Raw genomic sequence first — 20,683 nt, forward strand, 5'->3', positions numbered from 1 at the left:
GCGAGGAAGTCGCTCACGCTGGGCCACTCGACGGGCGGCTCTCAGCCGTATCTGTTCGTCTCTTCAACGTAAAGCCGGGGGACTTTTCGGGCTAGATATTGCGGTGGGCCTTGGTTGCTTCCGGCTTGGGCTCGACAAGTTCGACCTTGAGCGGACGACCAGCCGGGTTGATGATCTGCCGCCTGGTGCCACCAGACGGCTCACCGGTGAGCCATTCTACGACCTCAAGCGGACTGTAGAACAGCGTCACAAAAAGAGTCCCCCAGAGCCGCCACAGAGCCTCCCCCAAGGCCTCCCTGATCAAGGAATCCCCGAAGGAGAACTCCTCCTTCCAGGAGGCCGTAATCAAGTCCGTCATAGAGACGACGAATCCGACAGCGAGGAGCAAGATCAGCCACAACCAGCTCATACCAGCCGTAACCATGAGACCCGCACCACACCAAAAGGTCGGCCCGGAACGACCCCGACACACATCATGAGTCGCCACGCCCAACACACCAACGACCGCGACGACAACACCAACCCGACCCCACGGAGTACCGCCAGCAAGAACAGCATCCACCCGACCCAACCAACCAACAGGGACCACGAGAGCCCCCAACCAACCCCGCAGAATGTCAAGTGGCCGAACGTGGTCGACGATGGCGAACACAGAGAGCACCCCGACGAAAGAGCCCAAAAGCGAGTAGAGACGATCAAAGACTCCGTCACGAAGCCAAGGAAGAACTTTGTCCAGCATGAGATGGTCTCCTAATGACGCTCGCACGGGGGCAGATAAGCTGCGAGAATGGGCGCGGCCGCGTCATGGTAGTCGGCGTTGATGTCGATGCCCAGATATGGGAATTGACCGCCACACAACCACCGGTGTAACGAGTCGCGTAATGCATGAAGATACCCGCACCCGAACCCGCGCCATGACGAGTCGGAGAAGCATAGTTGTACGACAGCACCGCAGCCTGTCGATACAACGAACCAGCATAATCAGCCAGACGCTCATTGTCAGACGTCGACAAGTGCGAACAATCCTCACGCCACCGGTTGTAATCACGCTGGCTAGGATCCTCAATCCACCACGAACACGAGCCAATCGTGCGGTAGCTCAACTTGGTACCCGGATTACCCACACCAAAAGCCGAAACCACCCCGAAAGTACCGGCCGGGGTGGTTCGAGTACCCTGCCGACGCCGCGCCGCCCCCGATGCCACCGGACAACGCAGGGAAGGAAGGCGGTGGTTATGCCTGGTTCCATTGATGGTTCGTCCTTCCACTCGAGCATGACCGACGTGAGGAACTGCTTCGAGGGCCACGATCGGCGGTCCACAGGCTCGCGCTGCGTCAACGACCAGATGATCCCCGTAATACCGCAAGGAGGCTCATCAGGTTCAAGCCTCATCGTGGCGTGACACAAATCGGGGGGCTTTCCATGAGGATCGACACAAAATCTCCCTCATGGAAAGACCCCGACAACTTGATCGTCCCATCAATCACCTATGCCTTGACACGTCACATGAAGCCGACTCGAGTGGCCTACATGGAATTCCAGGCTCACTGAGGACAGGTGCTCCAACGCATGGGGCTGATCGAGACGTACTGTCTACCCATGCCATGTTTGGATGCGTTGCCACCCGGTTGGGTATCCCCGTAGAAGACGGTGATCTGCGTCACCGCTTCAGTTGCGGACGTCTCGAACCGTATCGTTCCACGGTGGTTGCCTCCATTATCCGTAAACTGTGCGACGCGGCTATCTGACACCGCTGTCACCCTGTTGGTTCCCTCACCATCAACCTGCAGAGAATTCTTGAGTGCTCCGTACTTGTAGTCATGACGGGTCTTGAACACAGGATGCGACGTTCCGTCGCCAGTGGCCGTCACGGTCACCTTATCGATATACCATGCAGGAGCATCATGAGATGAATCTATCTGACCGATGTAAAAGGCAAGCCCGTACACCGGTCTTGAAAAAGTAATGGTCAGAGTTTGCCCCAAGCCATCCTTGTCATCGGCCCTGACCGCCTGAGCAAGGTTGAGCCATGTGGACTTGAGCGTATCCTTATCGGTTGGGGTGAGGTCATAGTCGTCCGGCATCTTGTGCCAGTAATCCGCTATGACGTTGTTATCCTTCCAGGTGTCAACATCTCGAGTCTTCTCGAGGTTGTAGGTAGCGCCTTCCGAGAGCGCCGAGGACGGCCTCCAGACGCCGACAGTGGTTACACACTCACTGGTCGCATACGCTGATAGCGCGCTGCTCGCCACGATCGCCGGCACAGACCAAGCCGATGCTGCGACAACAGAGCGCCGAGAGGGCTGCCCCCGCTGGAAGAGGTCACCATTCATCTCCGTGTGCCCTTTCAGGTTCAACTACATATGCCCGAAATAGTTCTACTCGGCCACTCCTATATACCATTCGATTGTCATGTTTACAAACTGTCGATCACCTGTCGACTACCGCGCGACGGCTGGGCGTCGACCTCAACGAGGACACCACCCGGATCATCGATACGGTCACCCATACAGGCAGGAGAGCGTCATGATCTCTTCTGCACTCATCTCTGTCAGGAAGGTTCCTATGCACCATCGTGGTATCGCTGCCCTCACCGCCGTAGCAGCCCTCACCGGCTGCCACTCAGCAGGATCAACGTCGGCACCCACGCCGACACCGAGTACCCCCACCACAACATCGGCATCATCGGTAAGCGCCTCCTCCTCGTCAACACCCTCAGCAACCCCAACGCCATCGGCGGGGGCCGTCAGTGCCGCCGAAGCCGAAAAGGTCTACCGCACCATCCACAGAAATAACTTCGAGTTGGAGAAGATGGGAGGTTTGGCCCCTGGCGAACCGGCCCCGCTCATGCTCACCAACTACGCCAGCGGGTCAGCCCTCAAGGACTACATGACCTTCAACCACAAGATCTCAGGGCTGGGCATCAAGATCACATCAGGGAACTCCTCCGTTACCGCGGTGCGGGAGAAGAAGGGTGACACCACCCATCCTGAGGCTGCCATCGCCCTGGAATCGTGCGAAGACTACAGCTCCATCCGGACTGTGGACCGCCACGGAAAGACTGACCATGGACACATCATCCATGTCGATAGCTGGTATACCCGCGACAAGGCAGGCACCGTCAAAATGATCGCATTCAACTCAGTAAAGGTTCCCTCATGCGACGTCAAGTAATCACCACGACCCTCCTGGGCCTGACGCTGGAAACCACTGCGCTCCCCGCTCTTGCCGAGAGTAACAGCGTTGATGGGAGCGTGAACACGGATATGCGTGGGCTCATCGTAACACACGTATACACTGTGACCTGACGTCACTCCACGTCATTCATCCAGTCACAGGAGACCGTCATGGCGCCGACCGCCGCTGCCGCCGATGAACTCGTCAAGACTTACGGAACCGGAAATGCCGTCGTCAAGGCCCTCGACGGGGTGAGCGTCACCGTCGAGGCCGGTGCCCTCACCGCGGTCATGGGTCCGTCGGGATCGGGTAAATCGACGCTCATGCACTGCATGGCCGGGCTCGACCGCCCCACTTCGGGTCGCGCCTTCATCGGCCAGACCGATGTCGCCACCCTCACCGACAGGAAGCTGACGCTGCTGCGACGTGAACGGGTCGGATTCATCTTCCAGCAGTTCAACCTCGTGCCAACCCTCACGGCCCGCGAGAACATCCTTCTGCCCCTGGCCATCGCCGGACGCAAGCCCGACCCGCAGTGGTGGGACACCGTCATCGACGTCGTCGGCCTGGCCGACCGGCTCGACCACAAGCCCTCCGAGCTGTCAGGTGGGCAGCAGCAGCGCGTCGCCTGTGCGCGCGCCCTCGTGGGCCGGCCCGAGATCATCTTCGCCGACGAGCCCACCGGCAATCTGGACTCCATGAGTGCCACCGAGGTGCTCGGCTTCCTGCGCCGGTCGGTCGACGAGTTCGGCCAGACCATCGTCATGGTCACCCACGACCCCGTCTCGGCCTCGTATGCCGACCGGGCGCTGTTCCTTGCCGACGGGCGCATCGTCGACGACATCTGCCACCCCACCCATGACGCCGTGCTCACGACGATGAGCCGCCTGGACCCGCGCCGGGCGAAGACAACCGATGGCGAGCACGTGCCGGCCGCCCGCCGTGTCGAAAGGCCCTGAACCACCATGTGGAAGGCCACCTTCACCTCCCTGTGGAGCCGCAAGCTGCGGCTGTTCATGTCCACCTTGGCCATCGTCCTGGGCGTCGCCTTCGTCTCGGGATCGTTCGTCTTCGGCGACATGCTCCGGTCCACCTTCAACTCCATCGTCTCGGGGTCCGTCTCGGACGTCGAGGTGTCCAAGAACACCGAGGACGCGGTGCAGGGCGACGTGACGACACCGTACCCGTTGACACCGGCCGTCGTCGACAGGATTCGCACGGTCGACGGTGTCAAGGACGCCCAGGGCACCGTCACCGAGACGGGAACCGTCCTCATCGACCGCGACGGCAAGGCCATCACCAGTTTCGGGCCGCCCCAGTTGGGCTTCAGCTGGCAGACGACCCCGGCCCTCGGCGGCCAGCAGGGCGTCCACGTCGTGTCGGGCCACGAACCGCGTACCGACGACGAGGTGGTCGTCGATCCGCAAACCCTCGACAAATCCGGCCATCATGTCGGCGACAGGGTCAAAGTCATCACGAGCCGAGCTGGCACCGTTCAGGCAAAGCTCGTGGGCACCGCCACCGTCGGTCAGAGTGGGTCCGCCGGGGCCAGCTATGTGTTCTTCACGACGCACCGCGCCCAGCAGCTCTTCCTCAAGGGCCACGACGCGTTCACCGGTGTGGCCACGGTCGTCGAACCGGGCGCCGACCGGGCGACCGTCGCCAAGGCCGTCCAGAAGGTCCTGCCGAAGGGATACCAGGCCAAGGACGGCAAGGTCGTCGCCGATGAGCAGATGAGCGCCATCGGCAAGGCCCTCGGCTTCGTCGACATCTTCCTGCTCGTCTTCGCGGGCATCTCCCTGCTCGTCGCGAGCTTCCTCATCGTCAACACCTTCACCATCCTCGTCGCCCAACGATCCTCCGAGCTGGCGCTGTACAGGGCCATGGGAGCCAGCCGCGGTCAGATCAGGGCGACCGTCCTGGTCGAGGCCCTCGTCGTGGGCGCCGTCGGGTCAGTCTTGGGGCTGTTCGGCGGCCTCGGTCTGGCCGTGGCCATCAAGGCGATCATGGCCGCAACCGGATGGGACATCGGCCAGACAACCCTCACCCTGGGCGTCAAGGCCATCGTGGCCTCACTTATCACCGGCATCCTCGTCACGCTCGTCGCCGCCCTGCTGCCGGCAGCCCGGGCCACCCGCATCTCTCCGGTCCAGGCCATGACCTCGGCCCGAACCGAGTCCGAGGTCGGGTTGGGCAAGCGGGCCGTCATCGGCTCCGTCATGGCCACCGTGGGCGTCGTGGGGATCGTTGTGGGGGTGCTCGACGTCGTTCCCAAGCCGGTGGCCTGGGCCGGGGCCGGCATGGCCCTGACGATGATCGGCGTCGCCCTGGCCTCGCCCCTGCTCGGCCGTCCGGTCATCTGGATCGTCGGCAAGGTGTACCGAGCGATCTTCAGCGAGGTCGGCAAATTGGCCGAACTCAACTCGATCCGTCAGCCCCGACGCACCGCCGCGACCGCATCGGCCCTCATGATCGGGCTCACCCTGGTCTCCCTCATGGCCGTCTTCGGGGCCTCCTCGACGCGCTCGGTGACCAGCCAAGTCACCGACACGCTCCGTGGCGACTTCATGGTCGGCCGACAGGGATTCGAGGGGTTTCCCGACCAGGTCCGCACCAAGGTGGCCGCCGTCCCGCAGGTCAAGGACGTCCACGCCATGAAGATGGCGCAGATGCTCGAGATCCCCGCCGGTCAGGCGACCCCGCCCAAGGAGTACTTCACCGACGCCATGGGACGTCACATGCGCGCCATCGCAGGCATGGAGGCGACCTCGCTGGACAAGATGTTCCCCCAGAAGGTGACGAAGGGACGCATGTTCCACACCAACGGCGAGATGATCGTCGACGAGAAGACGGCAGAGAAATACCACCTGAAGGTGGGGTCGTCCTACCGGTTGTGGTCGGTGGATGCCCAGCGTCCCATGACGCTCACCGTCGTCGGCATCTACACGACCGGCAAGGGACAGCCCATCGCCACCATGTGGGTCTCGACGAGCACCCTCACCTCGGCCGGTCTGGGCGACAAGGACGCCTTCCTGTCGATCTACCTCAAGGCGGGCACCGACCACGAGCAGGCCCACAGGGCCCTCGACGCGGCATTGGCCGACATGCCGTTGGTGAGCGTCATGGACGTTGGCCAGTACACCGACCAGGTCCTCGTCAACGTCAACCGGACCATGGCGCTGCTCTACGCACTGCTGGGACTCAGCATCGTCATCGCCGTGCTCGGCATCGTCAACACCCTGGGTCTGAGCATCATCGAGCGCACCCGGGAACTGGGCCTGTTGCGTGCCATCGCCCTCACCCGCCCGCAGGTGCGCCGGATGATCACCCTGGAGTCGGTCGTCATCGCCCTGCTTGGTGCGGTGGTCGGGGTCGGTCTGGGAACCGTCTTCGGCATGGTGCTGCAACGTCTACTCGCCGACCAGGGCATCGACAAGCTCTCGATCCCGTGGCTGCAACTCGTGGCCTTCCTCGTGGCCGCGGCGCTCGTCGGGGTCCTCGCCGCGCTGTGGCCGGCGCGCCGAGCCGCCCGCACGAACATCCTCAAGGCGATCGCCACCGAGTGAGGTCTGCCGGCGGGTCCTCCACACACCGGGCGGCGGTCGCCAGCGGCCCGGTCATCGGCGAGCTTTCCTCAGCAGGGTGCGGACGCGGTCGGGATCGTCGGCCATGTCAAGGGTGGCGAAGACGTTGGAGACATCCACCTCGGGACGCTGCCAGCCGATGGTCGCGGCGTGGGCGGCCAGGGCGACGCAAATCTCCTGACAGCCGTCGATGATCCACTCGGGGTCGACGCCCGGGTTGACGTGACGGGAGAACTCGGCGGCGTCGTGCTGCTGGGCCGCCAGGATCGCCGACAAACCACTGCGCAGCTGCTCAACGGCCTCCTCCCCCATGGTGGAGACGACGACCGGGTCGGCCATGTCACGACGAACCCGCTCAACCAGCAGGCCGGGGACCTCGTCGGAGGTGAGCCCCTTGTGGTCGAAGAGCCAGTCGGGCAGGTACACCTCGACGGCGTCGTCGTCGACCTGTTCGACCCGCTTGACCACGGCGTCGAGCAGGCTGACACCGAGCATGATCGCACCCTCGAGCTGACAGAGCGGGGTGAGGGCGATGGCGATAGCGGCTCGTCCGGACTCGAGTGGGTCGATCTGTTCACCACCCTCCTGGGCTCGCAGCTCCTCTTCGCTGGCCCGGCGCAACACCTCGAAGGACTCGGCCGGCGGAATCTGCACGGATTGCGGGTCGGCCTCGACGTCGTCGGCCTCCGGGAGCTCAGCGCCGACAGAGTCAGGATCGCACCAGTTGGCCGGGATCTCCGGGATGTCGTTCATGGTCATTCGCCTTTCCTGTCATAGACCGATCCGATGACGCGCGCCGGATTGCCGACGGCGATGGATCCGGCCGGGATGTCCTTGGTGACGACCGCTCCGGCTCCGATGACGCTGTCCCCGCCGATGGTGACACCGGGGCAGACGATCGCACCTCCGCCGAGCCAGACATTGTTGCCGATCGTGATGGGTTTGGCAGCCTCCAGGCGATCCCGACGCAGGTCCGGGTCGATGGGGTGGGTGGGAGTCAGCAACTGGACGTTCGGGCCGATCTGGCAGTCGGTGCCGATGCGAATCTCGGTGACGTCGAGAGCCGTCAGGTTGTAGTTGGCGAAGCTGCGCGCGCCGAAGTGGATGTTCTCACCGTAGTCGACGTACAGCGGCGGCTTGATGACGGCATCCTCTCCGAGTTCGCCGAGGAGTTCGGCCAGCAGGGGACTGGCGCTGTCCGGATCGTTGAGGAAGGCCCGGTGGTAGGCGTCAGCCAGCCTGGCCCCGCGGTCGGCTATCCGGGAGTTCTCCGGGTCGTCGGCGATGTAGAGGTCCCCGGCGAGCATCCGTTCCCGGTTCGTGCGGGGGTCCCCTGCGAAGTGGTCAGTCATGGGGTCAACGGTATCGGGAGAGCATGAAGGCATCCCCTGAACCTCGAATACCGGCTAGTACTACACGGAGCTGCCAGAAAACCGGGATGGTGACGTTGCCATCGGGTTTTCGGAGCGTTTTTTGGCAGCTCCGTGTGGTGGAGGCCGTGCAGCAAGGCTGCGAGAGGAATGCGCCCCTGGGATCACAGTTGGGCCACCTGGACCAATCCCCGCCCCTGCCACGTCCACCCGTACCAGTTGTGTCCCCTGCGCCAGAGATCTTGACAGGGGGGACACAGCTGGCACAGCTGACAATGAAGGTCACGGAAAGAAGGGGCGCCCGGTACCCCGGACGCCCCTCAGCCTCACCTGACGAGCTCTCCCTTGACGAGCTTGATGAGACGGTCGAGAACCGCACCACCCGAGGCATTCGACCCGTTGTGCTCGTACTCAGTCGTCACCCAGGCATGCATCTGCGGCAGTAAGGCCGCCGTTTCGACGGAAAACTGGCGCGGCACATAGGCGTCGTCGTGGTACACCGCCGCAGCACAGGGCACCTCGGCAGCCCGGAGGGCGTCAGCGTCATACAGCTTCGGCCACGGATGGTTCGCAATGAGATTGGCAACCTCCTTCCACGGCCGCAGCTCCTGGTCGGTGTCGAACCACTCTGGCATGACGTGCTCACCGGTCAACAGGGTCGGATCCTGCTGGAAGTCCTCGGGCAGCATCCGCGCGGCCGACCAGTCGGTGACCACACCGTCGGCATAGGATGACTCGTGGATGACGGCGTACAGCGGGTTACGTCCGCCAAAAGGCAGCAGCCCGGCAAGATCATGGCGGAACGACCGTGAGGTGTGCGGATACTCCAGCAGGTAGTGCAGCTTCTCAGCCCCACCCGAGGCGCCCAGCAGGTGTCCCAACGACCGCAGCCGCGACGGCGTCACGATGTCACCGTTCGGAATGGTGATCTCGCCCTTCTCGGCCAGCGCCATGAGCTCTGCGAGCCGCACCCGATCCTCCGGGAATCGCTTGTAGTACTCCAGCGACTTTGCGCGCAGCTGGTCGTAACAGGCGGTGTAGACCTCGTCAGCAGAACGTCCGACCGCCGACAGACCACCCGTAAAGTAACCCGCCGACAGCGACTCCGGGTAGGTGGACAGGTACCTCAGCAGGGTGAATCCGCCGAAGGACTGGCCCAGCACCGCCCATCTCTGAACACCGAGGTGACGACGGATGTCCTCGCAGTCCTCGACGATCTCGTCGGCACGCAGGTGAGTGAGGTACTCCGCCTGGCTGGCCGGATCCCCCATCGGCTCGCTCACTGGCGAGGACAGTCCAGTGCCGCGCTGGTCCAGCAGCACGAGCTGGTAGTCCTGCAGGGCCCGGGCCAGCCAGCCCGGGAATCCGGGATCACTCAGCGTCGGCCGCGGAGACTCACACCCCGGGCCGCCCTGCAAAAAGACGAGGTACGGCTTGTCGGTGCCGTCAGGAGCAGCAACCAGACGCGCATAAATCTCGATGGTGCGCAGGTCCTCGGGGTTGTTGTGGTCCAACGGGACCCTGAGGCGAATGTCATCTGTTAGCAGGCCAGGAATGTTGCGGTTCCACGTCATAGCATCAGCCTACGAGGTCCGGACGCCAACCGAGTCGACTCCGTCACTCCTCGCCCAGCGGCGCGAGGCTTGCCATATCCAGAACCCTCAGTATTTTCTCAGCCTTACCATGATGTTCCCCCATCCTCCGCAACTATCGTCACGGCTTGTCCCGTAGATTTGGGGGTCCATCAACAGCGCATCCCCGAGGTGACACCCACTCACCTATACTGAACAGATTTTGAGAATCTCTCAGGAACACGTACAGTTCAACGAGCCTCTGAACCTGCGGCAACGCTCGGAAGGAACATCACATGACCAACACCTCGACCAACGCCGGGACGGCTCTCAAGCGCACCGTCGCTCTGACCGCTGCGGCCGGACTCGCCGTCATGGGCACCATCGCCGAGGAGGCCCACGCCGCCCCCACCGGTACCCCTGGGGCCCATGCGGAGAAGGCTCCCACCCAGCAGACCAAGAAGGCGCCGACCAAGCAGGCCAAGCGCGCCACCCCGTACACCACCCAGTTCGCGCAGTCCCGTGCCCACCTCAACGTTCGTTCTGGACGTGGCACCGCGTACAAGCGTCACGGTCTCATCCACCCCGGCGACCGTCTCCTCATCGTTGGCAAGGACGTCCAGGGCTGGACCCCCGTCAACTACCGCGGCAAGACCTCCTGGGTCGCCACCCGCTACATCAACAAGGTCACCCGCCCGGTCGGCATCTTCGCCCAGCGAGGCGACCACAATGCCCGCACCAAGGCTGTTCAGCGCGACCTTTCGACCCTCAGCTACTTCCCGGGCAAGTGGGTCGGACTGCCTTACGGCCCATCCACCACCAACGCCGTCAAGGTGTTCCAGAAGGCCAATGCTCTCAAGCAGACCGGCGTCACCGACGCCGTCACCATGAGCCTGCTGCGCTCGAAGGCCAGCTACAAGCGCGCCGCCGAGGCCGAGAAGGCAGCTCAGAAGAAGGCCGCCGCTCCGGAGCCGACGCAGCGTCACTCCGAGGAGTCCTCGCGCACCTCCCGTTCCTCCGAGCGCTCGGACCGTAGCGCCGCCGACGTCTCCACCAGTGGCGTCGCCGGAAGCTGCGGGGCCTCCTTCTACACCGATTCGCAGACCGCCTCCGGTGAGCCCTTCAGCTCCTCGGCCATGACGGCTGCCTCCAAGACCTACTCCTTCGGCACCCGCCTCAAGGTGACCAACAGGGCCAACGGACGCTCTACCGTCGTGCGCATCAATGACCGTGGACCCTACGTCTCCGGTCGCTGCCTCGACCTGACTCCGGCCGCCTTCAACCAGATCTCGTCGCCCAGCGCTGGCGTTGCCGACGTCACCTACGAGAAGGTCTCCTGAGCTCACCAGACATCGATCATGACAGCGTCAGCCCCCGATCCACTGCGGATCGGGGGCTGACGTCATGTTCAAGACTTCTCAGGCCAGGCCAAAGATCTCTGGCCCAGGAATCAACCGGCAGGAGCCTCCGGGCCGTCGTTGAACCACCAGGTGGCCTGTCCGGGAACTCCGGCCTTCTTGGCCTCCTCCGGTGCCTCGACCTTGTCGAGCTCGTGGACATTGCCCTCGGCATCCTCCCAGCACACCACCTCGCGGCGCACCGGGATCTGCACGGTCACCAGATCAGTGACGACGTAGCGGCGCAGCTTGGCACCAGCCGGCAGACCCATGGCGGGCACGGGCTCGGCGACCGGGAGAACCTCATCATCAGAGTGTTCCTCGGAGTGATCATCGCTGAGCGCCTCAGGACGGTTCTCGTCGTCCTCCTCGCCATCCTCAGCAACCGGGAAGCCCACGTTGTCCTCGTCACGGGGAGCCGCCGGAACGATGACCGGAGTGACGGTGGTGTCCTTGCCGACCTCGTTATCGTCGACGGGCTGGGTCTCGCCGACCTCCTCGGGGGAGTCGTCGTCAACCTCTGCGGCGTCGACGATGTCAGGATCGCTGTCGGCACCGCGTCCTGGCTGGGCAATGATGATGTCGTCATCATCGATCTCCAGTCCGGAACGACGAGCGGGCTCCATGCCGTAGTGGCCGTAGACCTCGGCCTCACGGTCACGCGAGAGATCGTCCTCCTCGGACGCCTCAGGGGCGGTCTCGATGATGTCGCGGTTGAACGGCACACTGACGTGGCTCGTGGAGTAATCGGCGCCGCGTACCGGAATGAAGTGCTCGTGGCCCTCCGAAAGCACGGTCACGAAAGTCACGGCACCGGTGACCTCGTCGGCAAAGATCTGCTGGATCGTCCCGACCTTCTCACCATCCGGTCCGACGACCTCGGCGTCGAACAGTCCGGGGATGTCCTTGGGATCCATGGCGCTGATGTCCATGTATCGACCTCTCGCTAGGGGGCTGGAACGTACGCGCATACACGCACTCTTCGCTTCAGCTTTTCACAGTGCAGGCGCCAACTGGCGCAATGCATCCGGGCGCGTCTCGAACTGAGCACCTGGCCGGATCGGGTCGACATGCCTTGGCCTGAGGATCAGAGCTCGTCAAGCCAATGGTCTGACGATCAGCAGTCCGAGAGTCAACGGTCGTTGATCGCGCTGACCATCCGGTCGACGGCCTCCTCGAGCAGATAGCGTGGGGTGGCGAAATTGATACGTGCGTGCCCCTCACCCCCGGGGCCGAAGGTGGGACCGTCATTGAGACGGATACGGGCGTGACGCAGCAGCCACTCCCCTGGCGAGGCCGGAAGCTCGTAGGCGGAGAAGTCGAGCCAGCCCAGGTAGGTGCCTTCCGGAATCCGGTAGGACACTCCCGGCAGCTGATCGGCCAAGGTTTCCGACAGCCACACCGCGTTGTCATGGATGTAGCAGTTGGCGGCATCCAACCATTCCTGACCGGAGTCGAAGGCGGCCTTGTTGGCAGCCATGCCGATCGTGGTGGCCCCTTCGGCGTCGAGCGGATGGACCTTCTGATCCCACAGCTTGGCCTGCTCATCGGTGAAGAGGGAGATGAAGGCCGTCATGAGCCCGGGGATATTAAACGACTTCGACGCCGAGGACACCAGCACCGAGTGAGCGGCCGCTTGCTCGCTGATGCTGGCGTAGGGCACCGAGGCCTTGCGCTTCTCGCAGACCGGGACGAGAGGTCCATGGATCTCGTCGGAGATGACGAACCCGTGGTGACGCTCGACGACCTCGGCCAGTCCGCGCAGCTCGTCCGCAGTGAAGACGCGACCCAGCGGGTTGTAGGGCTGGCAGAGGATGATCGACCCGGCACCCTTGGTGAAGGCCGCGTCGATGCCGTCAAGGTCGAGGGTCCAGCCCAGGTCGGAGTCGACCATCGGCACCGAGATGATCTCGCGTCCTTCCAGTCCCGGCACCTTCCAGAACGGCATGTATGCCGGGGAAGGGACGATCACGGGGCTTCCGGGAGCGCTATAGGTGCGGATGGCCAGCTGGACTCCGGACAGGACATTGCGCAGATAACGCACCTTGAGCGGATCGACCGTCAGGCCCTGGACCTTCTTCGCCCATGCCGCCCATGAGTGCCGCAGTCCGTTGTCGCGCGGATATCCGTAGGCGTGCTTCGCAACCATGTCCTCGATGGCCTGCTGGATGGGCGGGGCAACCCGGAAGTCCATCTCGGCCACCCACAGCGGGATGACCCCCTCGGCGACGTCTTCCCACCTGGCCGTTCCGCGTGAACGCAACCACTCGACAGTAGGGCTGTCGAAGTCGAAACCAGTCATTGCCGTCCTTCCATAGTCCTCGACCGGGGCGTTGCCCCGGTGCAACGCCCGTTCACCGGGCATGTGGCTGCAGGTCGGTGACATGAAACCACATGCCCTTTCGTCTCAGCTTGTCACACACCACCGGGCACGTCTGCCGGGATTGCCGTCGAGAAGCTTGTAGGATCGTCGTGTGATCTTCAAACGTGTCGGTGACTCCCGCCCATACCCTGACCACGGGTACACGCAGAAGCAGTGGTCCCAGCTGGCGCCCGTGCAGGTGCGCTTGGACCAGCTCGTCACGACGAAGAGCAACCTTGACCTGGCCAACCTTCTCGAAGACGACTCCACCTTCTACGGGGACCTCTTCGCCCACGTCGTGGCCTGGCACGGCGACCTCTACCTTGAGGACGGCCTGCACCGCGCGCTTCGTGCTGCCCTTCAGCAGCGTCAAACCCTCCATGCCCGTGTCCTCGAACTGGACTGATGCCCCGTCATGACTCCTGATGAACGTCGCCACTATCTGAGGATGGCAGGCACCCCGATCACCCTGCTGGCCCTCGTCATCCTCATCGCGGTGGCCATCCGCGCCGGGTGGAAGGCCGTCAGTGCCCCCGTTCCCCCGCCACCGATCACCCCTTGCGTCAATCAGGACGTCAAGGGCACATTGACGACGAAGGATGTCACGGTCTCGGTGTACAATTCCGGCCACACCCGCGGGCTGGCGAGCAGCGTGTCGAAGCAGCTTGCCAACGTTGGGTTCGTCATTGATTCGGTGGCCAACCGTGAGCCCATGGTCAAGGGGGTGACGGTCATCGGCCACAACGCCAAGGATCCTGAGGTGAAGCTGGTTGCCGGCTACTTCCCGGCAGCAGTGCTGAAGTCGGATCCCAAACGCGTCGACCATGAGGTTGAAGTGGTGCTCGGCGATCGTGACCCGAACTTCAAGACGAATGCACCGAAGTTCGTGAAGGTTGGTGGGCCCGTGTGCCTGCCGTCACCGTCACCGACCCCATCGATGCTGGCGACGCCGGGGGAAAAGTAGTCCTGACCATCAACCCTGTCAAGGCCATGGATCCATGTGCATCCGTGGCCTTCTCAGTGGGTTCTGGTCAGCTTGTCCAGCGACGCCGTCCGCGTGGTTATTCGGCCTGAATGCGTAGCCCGTGCCAGCGCGCCAACCGGCCTCCCCGGCCTATCTCGGTCAGCCTCTCGACAACGTACCGCCGTTGCCCCTGGGGGACGACGATGAGCAGCTCGTCACCTTGCTGCAGCTTGGTCTCCGCGCGCGGAGCAAAGGAACGGTCGCCACGGATGATGAGCGAGACGACGCAGTTACGCGGCAGCCGCAGCTCGCGGACCGTCACCCCGGACAGTCTCGATCCCTCGGGAACGTCAGCCTGCAGGAGGTCGGCAGCGATCTCGTCAAGGGGCGCAACCTCGATCGTCACGTCCTTGGCCATCTGCGGATCGACGACGCCGAGGAGCTTCGCCGCGCCCGGCAGGGTCGGGCCCTGGATACAGGTGAAGACGACGACGAGCACCAGGATGACGTCGAAGAACTTGTCGGCGCGCTCCATGTGGGACGCCATCGGGATCGTCGCCAAAATGATCGGCACAGCCCCGCGCAGACCGGCCCAGGACAGGAAGAACCGCTCGTTGCGGCGGAACCCGAACCATGTCGTACAGGCGAGGACTGCCAAGGGGCGCGCGACAAAGGTCAACAGCAGGCCGGCAGCAACACCGGAGCCAACGGAGACCCAGGTGAGACGGTCGGGGTTGGCCAGCAGACCGAGCATGACGAACAGGCCGATCTGACAGATCCAGCCGATGCCCTCAGAGAAGGATCGGGTGGTGTGCTGATAGGGCAGGTCGCCATTGCCAATCATGACGGAGGCGACGTAAACCGCGGCGAATCCGGACACGCCGATCCACACACCGACACCGTAGGCGGTCACGGCCCACGCCATCGCAGCGATGGCGTAGAGGTTTCCGGATGGCAGGTTGATGCGTCGCCCGATCCTGACAGCCACCCACCCAACGCCCAGACCGACGCAGATACCACCGATGAGTTCAAGGGCAATGGACCCAAGAAGAGGGAGTACGCCGATCGTCGACTCCCCAGTTGCGACCCCGGTCAGTGCGATGACGACGAGGACAGTCGGGGCGTCGTTGAGGCCCGACTCAGCCTCGAGCACGGATCTGAGCCGATTGGGCAGGGAGACCCCCCGAAGCACGGAGAACACGGCAGCAGAGTCAGTCGGGGCGGTGGCCGCGCCGAGAAGGGCTGCAACGCTCCAGTGCAGGCCGAGCGCGTAGTGGCCCAGCAGAGCCATGACGCCGAAGGAGACGCCAACCCCGGCGGTCGCCAACAAGGCAGCTGGGCCCAGGGCCGGTCGGATGTCTTTCCAGTTGGTCGATAATCCACCATCGGCAAGGATGAGCACGAGGGCAGCGAAACCAATGGCGTGTGCGGCACCCAGGTCGTTGAAGTCAATGCCGAAACCGATGGGGCCAAGCAGCATACCGACCAAGAGGAACAGCAATAGCGCCGGCAGTCCCAGACGGGTGCCGATCCGGGCCGCGAAGGCGGCCAGCAACACGACGACGGCGCCGATGAACAGGGCGAGGTCAGAGGGTTGCACGAGGTCATTATTCCAGCAGGACGACGTCCGTCATGGATCTGGACACCATGGGGAACGCCGTCTCGCGAGAAGCGGACATCCGGAGGGGCCGTTGACGGTCGTGAACTCCGGAGGGTACTGCTCGGTGTTGGATTGCTCCCGAAGCCGACCGGGGCGGTCTCTCTTTCGGACTATGCCCCAACCCGCTAAACACAAGGTCCCGGGAGCCTCCCAGCTCCCGGGACCTTCTCGGCGGTGACGGAGGGATTTGAACCCTCGGTAGCTCTCGCTACACCCGCTTTCGAGGCGGGCACTTTCGGCCGCTCAGACACGTCACCGTGAGCAAGGGTAGCGAATCCATCACCTCTGGCCAAAATTCGAGTGTCGGGGACACGACGATCAGGTGTCAGAGCGTGTCAGGGGCGGCTGTCCTCGTCCTCACTGCTGACCTCAGCCTCCTCGGCTGCCTCGACCGCCGGGTCCACCTTCGTGTTCTTGTTGTCGAATCTCTTGGCGACCACGAGTGCCAGCCCGATGTAGAACACCAACAGCCCAGCCATGATGAAGGACATTTGGTAGATCGTCCCGACCATCGAGAGGTCGCTGAGGTTCAGGTAGGTCAGTGGCACGACCGCGTAGATGATCGCGAAGACCAAGGCGATCCCGTTGTTGCGGGTCACGATGAACATGTTCGAGATCGGCGATGTGACGAAGTTGACGTACAGCCACGGCACCAGAGCCACCGCAATGTCAGCCGACTGCTGGAACTTCGCGCCCAACAGCCACGGCAGCACCGGCGGGATGAGCACATACAGCAACCCGAAAGGCACGATGCCGACGAGGAACGACCTCACCACCGACTTCTTGACGGTCTGGTAGAACTTCCCTGCGTCGGAGACCGACAGCTTCTGGAAGAACACCTGGGAGAGTGCCTGGTTGATGACGGACGCCGGCATCTGCATCAACGTCCAGGCGATGTTGAATCGACCGTAGCCAGCCGTCGAGAACTTCACCATGATGATCATGTTGACGCCCTGCTGCCGGATGGCGTCAACGATGGCGTTCGGAGCCGTCAGCAGAGGGAGCTGCCGATACTTGCGCATCACCGCACGCATCGGCATGTCGGATTCCTCGATGGCGCGCAGGTCAGGACCCAAACGGCGTCGAAAGTTGTTGAGCGCCAAGCACTTGCCTAGGAAGGTCGCGATGACCTGACCGAAGGCGGCGGCATTGATGGCACACGAGGTGATACGTCCGACCGCCGTCGTCGACTGGCACCACAGCGCGTTGGTGCCGATGATGCCGAACTGCTTGCGTCGGTTCGCCCAGTAATTGACGACGTTGACCTGCGTGTAGGCGAAGACGATCGGGCCAACCGCCAACAACCACCACCGGGCCTGCGGCTTGCCGAGCAGCCCACTGAGGAATCCGCCCAGGGGAATCATCGACAGCATCGCCAACGTCGAGACGACTGCATTGATCCGCGTCGCCAACCGGAGCACCCGTTTGGCCTCGGAGTTGTCCCGCGGCAGCACGATGGCCATTTCGTAGCGCAGGGCTGCAGCAGGGATGACGAACTGGGAGACGGCCATGATGGCGCCATAAATGCCCCAGTCAGACGGGTCAATGTGATGGGTGACGTAGAGGGTAGCCAGGGCAGCAATCAACTGGGCCAGGCCGGTCCCGCTCATGACCTTCGTCACCGAGGCGAGAAACTCATGACTCTGGATGTAGGCGTGAGCGCGTGGGAAGCGCACTCGTTTCTCCTCGGCCGCCGCGGCATTTCCGGAAGGCGTCTGCTCCCCGGATTCCGACGGCGTCGATTCCGTTGGGGTGTTGGTCACCCGTCCACGGTACAGGCCCGATGACCGCCGAAGAATTCGCGCAGCAGGGCGGACGACTCGTCGGCCATGACGCCGGAGACCACTTCGGGACGGTGCGGAAGCCTCGGATCGCGCATGACGTCGAAGAGGGAACTGACAGCTCCGGCCTTGGGATCGAAGGCTCCGAACACCACCCTCGGGATCCGCGCGGCGATGATCGTCCCGGCGCACATGGTGCACGGTTCCAGGGTGACGACGAGGGTGCAGTCATCCAGACGCCACCCGTCCCTGGCCTCCGCAGCTCGACGGATGACGAGCACCTCGGCGTGAGCGGTCGGGTCACCGGTGAGCTCACGCTCGTTGCCCGCCTCGGAGAGGACCTCGCCGTCAGGGCCGAGAATCACCGCACCAATGGGGACGTCACCCCACTGCGCCGCACGACGCGCCACGGCGAGGGCCTGGGCCATGGCCTGACGCCAACCCGGCATCGGGCCAGCCACGGGTCAGCGCACCGAGGTGTTGGAGGCCCGCTCGAACTGCGGCCCGAAGTGAACCCGGGCGGCGATGTCGGCCAGGATCTCGTCGGAGTCCTCGTCGGCCTCGGCGAAGGCCTCCATGTCGAACTCACCCACTCCGGCGTCGGCAAGCATGTCGCCGTCGCCCATCGTCTCGGGGTCGTCGTCGGGGTCAGGAATGTCCTCGCCCAAGAAGTCAGCGACGTCGCGAGCAATCGGCCAGTCATTGGCCTGGGTGGAGTCGGACAGGAAGACCTGCACGTTGCGGCCGCGAACCCGGACGATGACGTAGAACTGGTGGTCGATCGAGACCATGCCGACGGCTCCTGCGTCGCCAGGGAGACGGCGCAGCTGGGTGATGAGCTCGTCGAGATCGTTGGCGAGCATCGGCTCCATGGGGACCGCGGTCCGCTCGCCATCATCGTTGTAGAGAGCTACGACGAAGTCGATCTCGTCCTCGCCTGCGTCCTCGAGATCATCGTCGTCATAGTCATCGTCATCATCGTCGTCGTAGTCGTCCTCGTCATCGGGCAACTCGTCGTACTCATCGAGATTGTCGTAGTCATCGACGTCATCGTCGGGAACAAACTCGTCATCGCTGAACCGGGACATGACGACCTCCTTGGGGGCGAACGTCTCCATCGTTGCAGACATCTGGCCGCGGAAACAGTCGCAGGGCCGATTTGAGCGCGAACTTCTCGACGGAAGGAAGGTCCGGGGCAGTGTGGACGGTGTTGTACCTGCCGTTATCGGCGAAATTCGCCGAGGATTGGCCGAATCTTGCCATGGCAGCGTCACCCCCTACCGACAGGCTCCCCGACAGCAGCTGCTTCCGTACACCGGCGCCACACATCCCCCACCCATTCACTCCTCGGCCCCCGAATCTGGTGGCCGAGTGCCGCCAGTTACTCCTCATGTGCCAAGGTTGGTTTCGTGGAACTCAATGTCATGGATCATCCCCTCGTCTCCCACAAGCTGACCCTGTTGCGCTCGGTGGACACCCCCAGCCCGGTCTTCCGCCAGCTCGTCGAGGAGCTCGTCACCCTCATGGCTTACGAGGGCACCCGCGAGGTGCGCATCGAGCCGACCACCGTCACCACCCCGCTCACCACCACCGAGGGTGTCGCCCTGGCCCGCCCCAAGCCGCTCGTCGTCCCGATCCTGCGCGCTGGCCTGGGAATGCTCGAGGGCATGATGCGCCTCGTCCCGTCGGCCGAGGTCGGCTTCGTCGGCATGACCCGTGACGAGGAGACCCTCCAGCCGATGACCTACGCCGAGCGTCTTCCCAAGGACCTCTCCGGCCGTCAGTGCTACGTCCTCGACCCGATGCTGGCCACCGGTGGTTCTCTGGGCGGCACCGTCGAGTTCCTGGTGCGCCGCGGCGCCGACCACATCACCTGTCTGTGCATCCTGGCCGCCCCAGAGGGCATCGAGAACTTCCGCAAGCTCGTCAGCGATCTCGAAGTCCCCTGCCACCTCGTCGTGGCTGGCGTCGACGATCACCTCGACGAGCACGGATACATCGTCCCCGGCCTCGGTGACGCCGGCGACCGTCTGTACGGCCTGGCCGAGTGACGCAACTGCGCCCCGACGACCTGCGCGGTCTGGCAACCCTGCTGGGTTCCCCCGAACCCAACAGGGTCGTCCCGCCGTGCTGGCACTGGGTCCTCCTCCTCGACCCGGTCAACCCCGCCAGCCTCGACGAGGACGGGTACACCATCGGCTCCCCGATCACCCCGAAACCGGGTATGACGAGGATGTTCGCCGGCGGTCGGGTGCGCACCACGGCCCCGTTGGCCCTCAACCGCGAGACCACCCGCACCACTGAGGTCGCCTCGGTCACCGACAGGCAGGGGCGTCGCGGCCCTCTTCACTTCGTGACGATGAGATCCACCTGGGCACAGGACGGCCAAGACTGCCTGGTCGACGAGCAGGAATACGTCTTCCTGCCAATCCAGTCCTCCGATCCCTCACCCGCGGGTGCCGGGCAGACCGACGGCGACGGGTTCCTGGCCACCGAGCCTCTGTTGGTGACCTTCTCGGCCCTGACGGCCAACCCGTACCGCATCCACTGGGACCGCGACTTCTGCCGTCGCAACGGTCACGACGGACTGGTCGTCCACGGACCGCTGCAGGCCCTCCTCATGGCGCAAGCCTTCCCATGCGAGACCTTCGTCGGGAAGGAGTTCTCCTACCGCTTCCGCGCCTCCGTGACCGCCCCGACCCGACTGACGGTCGGCATCGAGGACGGCGAGACCCAAGTCCGTCGCCCCGACGGTACGGTCACCGCGACAGCAGCCCTCGAGGAGTTCTGACCCAGACGCCCCGTTCGGACTTCCT

Annotated in this window: 19 protein-coding genes and 1 tRNA gene; 8 read left to right on the forward strand and 12 right to left on the reverse strand. The window is 63.9% G+C overall.

Going from position 1 to position 20,683, the window contains the following annotated elements; genetic code table 11:
* Positions 1-91: 91 nt before the first annotated feature.
* On the reverse strand, positions 92-739 hold the full coding sequence (locus tag HMPREF9153_RS04105) for a hypothetical protein (protein ID WP_004809675.1): 648 nt from the start codon (positions 737-739) through the stop codon (positions 92-94).
* An 806-nt stretch (positions 740-1,545) separates the two neighbouring features.
* Positions 1,546-2,334: a hypothetical protein gene (locus HMPREF9153_RS04110; RefSeq protein ID WP_004809677.1), complete on the reverse strand. Its 789-nt coding sequence runs from the start codon at positions 2,332-2,334 to the stop codon at positions 1,546-1,548.
* A gap of 232 nt (positions 2,335-2,566) precedes the next feature.
* On the opposite strand from HMPREF9153_RS04110, the gene HMPREF9153_RS12655 reads away from it, so the two are divergent.
* The 3 genes from HMPREF9153_RS12655 to HMPREF9153_RS04125 all read left to right on the forward strand — a co-directional run bounded on the left by HMPREF9153_RS12655 (position 2,567) and on the right by HMPREF9153_RS04125 (position 6,744).
* Positions 2,567-3,175 carry a hypothetical protein gene (locus HMPREF9153_RS12655; RefSeq protein WP_004809678.1) on the forward strand — a complete coding sequence of 203 codons (609 nt, stop codon included), beginning with the start codon at positions 2,567-2,569 and terminating at the stop codon, positions 3,173-3,175.
* 173 nt (positions 3,176-3,348) lie between these two features.
* Complete coding sequence (locus HMPREF9153_RS04120) at positions 3,349-4,137, forward strand: ABC transporter ATP-binding protein (protein ID WP_004809679.1); 789 nt, start codon at positions 3,349-3,351, stop codon at positions 4,135-4,137.
* A 6-nt stretch (positions 4,138-4,143) separates the two neighbouring features.
* Positions 4,144-6,744 (forward strand): ABC transporter permease, encoded by a 2,601-nt coding sequence (locus tag HMPREF9153_RS04125; protein WP_004809680.1) that lies wholly within the window; start codon positions 4,144-4,146, stop codon positions 6,742-6,744.
* 51 nt (positions 6,745-6,795) lie between these two features.
* Here the strand turns inward: HMPREF9153_RS04125 and HMPREF9153_RS04130 are convergent, their stop codons facing one another.
* From HMPREF9153_RS04130 to HMPREF9153_RS04140, 3 genes are all read right to left on the reverse strand, one after another.
* Positions 6,796-7,521 (reverse strand): hypothetical protein, encoded by a 726-nt coding sequence (locus tag HMPREF9153_RS04130; RefSeq protein WP_004809681.1) that lies wholly within the window; start codon positions 7,519-7,521, stop codon positions 6,796-6,798.
* Positions 7,518-8,114, reverse strand: coding sequence for a sugar O-acetyltransferase (locus HMPREF9153_RS04135; protein ID WP_138237715.1), 597 nt, complete (start codon positions 8,112-8,114; stop codon positions 7,518-7,520). The genes HMPREF9153_RS04130 and HMPREF9153_RS04135 overlap by 4 nt, the downstream gene beginning before the upstream one ends.
* Positions 8,115-8,458: 344 nt before the next feature.
* On the reverse strand, positions 8,459-9,706 hold the full coding sequence (locus tag HMPREF9153_RS04140) for an alpha/beta fold hydrolase (protein WP_004809683.1): 1,248 nt from the start codon (positions 9,704-9,706) through the stop codon (positions 8,459-8,461).
* A gap of 293 nt (positions 9,707-9,999) precedes the next feature.
* On the opposite strand from HMPREF9153_RS04140, the gene HMPREF9153_RS04145 reads away from it, so the two are divergent.
* A complete protein-coding gene (locus HMPREF9153_RS04145; protein WP_004809684.1) occupies positions 10,000-11,043 on the forward strand; it encodes a septal ring lytic transglycosylase RlpA family protein in 1,044 nt (347 codons plus the stop codon).
* A 110-nt stretch (positions 11,044-11,153) separates the two neighbouring features.
* Here HMPREF9153_RS04145 and HMPREF9153_RS04150 read toward each other — a convergent pair whose 3' ends face one another.
* Complete coding sequence (locus HMPREF9153_RS04150) at positions 11,154-12,032, reverse strand: PRC-barrel domain-containing protein (RefSeq protein ID WP_004809685.1); 879 nt, start codon at positions 12,030-12,032, stop codon at positions 11,154-11,156.
* Between the two features lie 200 nt (positions 12,033-12,232).
* Entirely contained in the window at positions 12,233-13,486 is a 1,254-nt protein-coding gene (locus tag HMPREF9153_RS11805; protein WP_238993145.1) for a MalY/PatB family protein, read from the reverse strand.
* Positions 13,487-13,574: 88 nt separating this feature from the next.
* Here HMPREF9153_RS11805 and HMPREF9153_RS04160 point away from each other — a divergent pair, with 88 nt between their 5' ends.
* Together HMPREF9153_RS04160 and HMPREF9153_RS04165 are read left to right on the forward strand one after the other, a co-directional pair.
* Positions 13,575-13,868 (forward strand): type II toxin-antitoxin system VapB family antitoxin, encoded by a 294-nt coding sequence (locus HMPREF9153_RS04160; RefSeq protein ID WP_004809687.1) that lies wholly within the window; start codon positions 13,575-13,577, stop codon positions 13,866-13,868.
* 9 nt (positions 13,869-13,877) lie between these two features.
* Entirely contained in the window at positions 13,878-14,426 is a 549-nt protein-coding gene (locus HMPREF9153_RS04165) for a LytR C-terminal domain-containing protein (protein WP_004809688.1), read from the forward strand.
* Between the two features lie 97 nt (positions 14,427-14,523).
* On the opposite strand, the gene HMPREF9153_RS04170 is transcribed toward HMPREF9153_RS04165, so the two are convergent.
* The 5 genes from HMPREF9153_RS04170 to HMPREF9153_RS04190 form a co-directional block, all read right to left on the reverse strand.
* Complete coding sequence (locus HMPREF9153_RS04170) at positions 14,524-16,026, reverse strand: potassium/proton antiporter (RefSeq protein ID WP_004809689.1); 1,503 nt, start codon at positions 16,024-16,026, stop codon at positions 14,524-14,526.
* 232 nt (positions 16,027-16,258) lie between these two features.
* Positions 16,259-16,343: transfer RNA gene (locus HMPREF9153_RS04175), tRNA-Ser, on the reverse strand.
* Positions 16,344-16,421: 78 nt separating this feature from the next.
* Positions 16,422-17,849, reverse strand: coding sequence for a lipopolysaccharide biosynthesis protein (locus tag HMPREF9153_RS04180; protein WP_004809690.1), 1,428 nt, complete (start codon positions 17,847-17,849; stop codon positions 16,422-16,424).
* Complete coding sequence (locus HMPREF9153_RS04185; RefSeq protein WP_171048652.1) at positions 17,846-18,295, reverse strand: nucleoside deaminase; 450 nt, start codon at positions 18,293-18,295, stop codon at positions 17,846-17,848. The genes HMPREF9153_RS04180 and HMPREF9153_RS04185 overlap by 4 nt, the downstream gene beginning before the upstream one ends.
* A gap of 36 nt (positions 18,296-18,331) precedes the next feature.
* Positions 18,332-18,955 carry a tRNA adenosine deaminase-associated protein gene (locus HMPREF9153_RS04190; RefSeq protein WP_004809692.1) on the reverse strand — a complete coding sequence of 208 codons (624 nt, stop codon included), beginning with the start codon at positions 18,953-18,955 and terminating at the stop codon, positions 18,332-18,334.
* 336 nt (positions 18,956-19,291) lie between these two features.
* Between HMPREF9153_RS04190 and upp the strand changes: the two genes are divergently transcribed.
* Positions 19,292-19,918 carry a uracil phosphoribosyltransferase gene (gene upp, locus HMPREF9153_RS04195; protein ID WP_016666407.1) on the forward strand — a complete coding sequence of 209 codons (627 nt, stop codon included), beginning with the start codon at positions 19,292-19,294 and terminating at the stop codon, positions 19,916-19,918.
* On the forward strand, positions 19,915-20,658 hold the full coding sequence (locus HMPREF9153_RS04200; RefSeq protein WP_004809695.1) for an HTD2 family dehydratase: 744 nt from the start codon (positions 19,915-19,917) through the stop codon (positions 20,656-20,658). Before upp ends, HMPREF9153_RS04200 begins: the two co-directional genes overlap by 4 nt.
* The last annotated feature ends 25 nt before the right edge of the window (positions 20,659-20,683 follow it).

The sequence above is a fragment of the Cutibacterium avidum ATCC 25577 genome, assembly GCF_000227295.1.
Taxonomy (GTDB): domain Bacteria; phylum Actinomycetota; class Actinomycetes; order Propionibacteriales; family Propionibacteriaceae; genus Cutibacterium; species Cutibacterium avidum.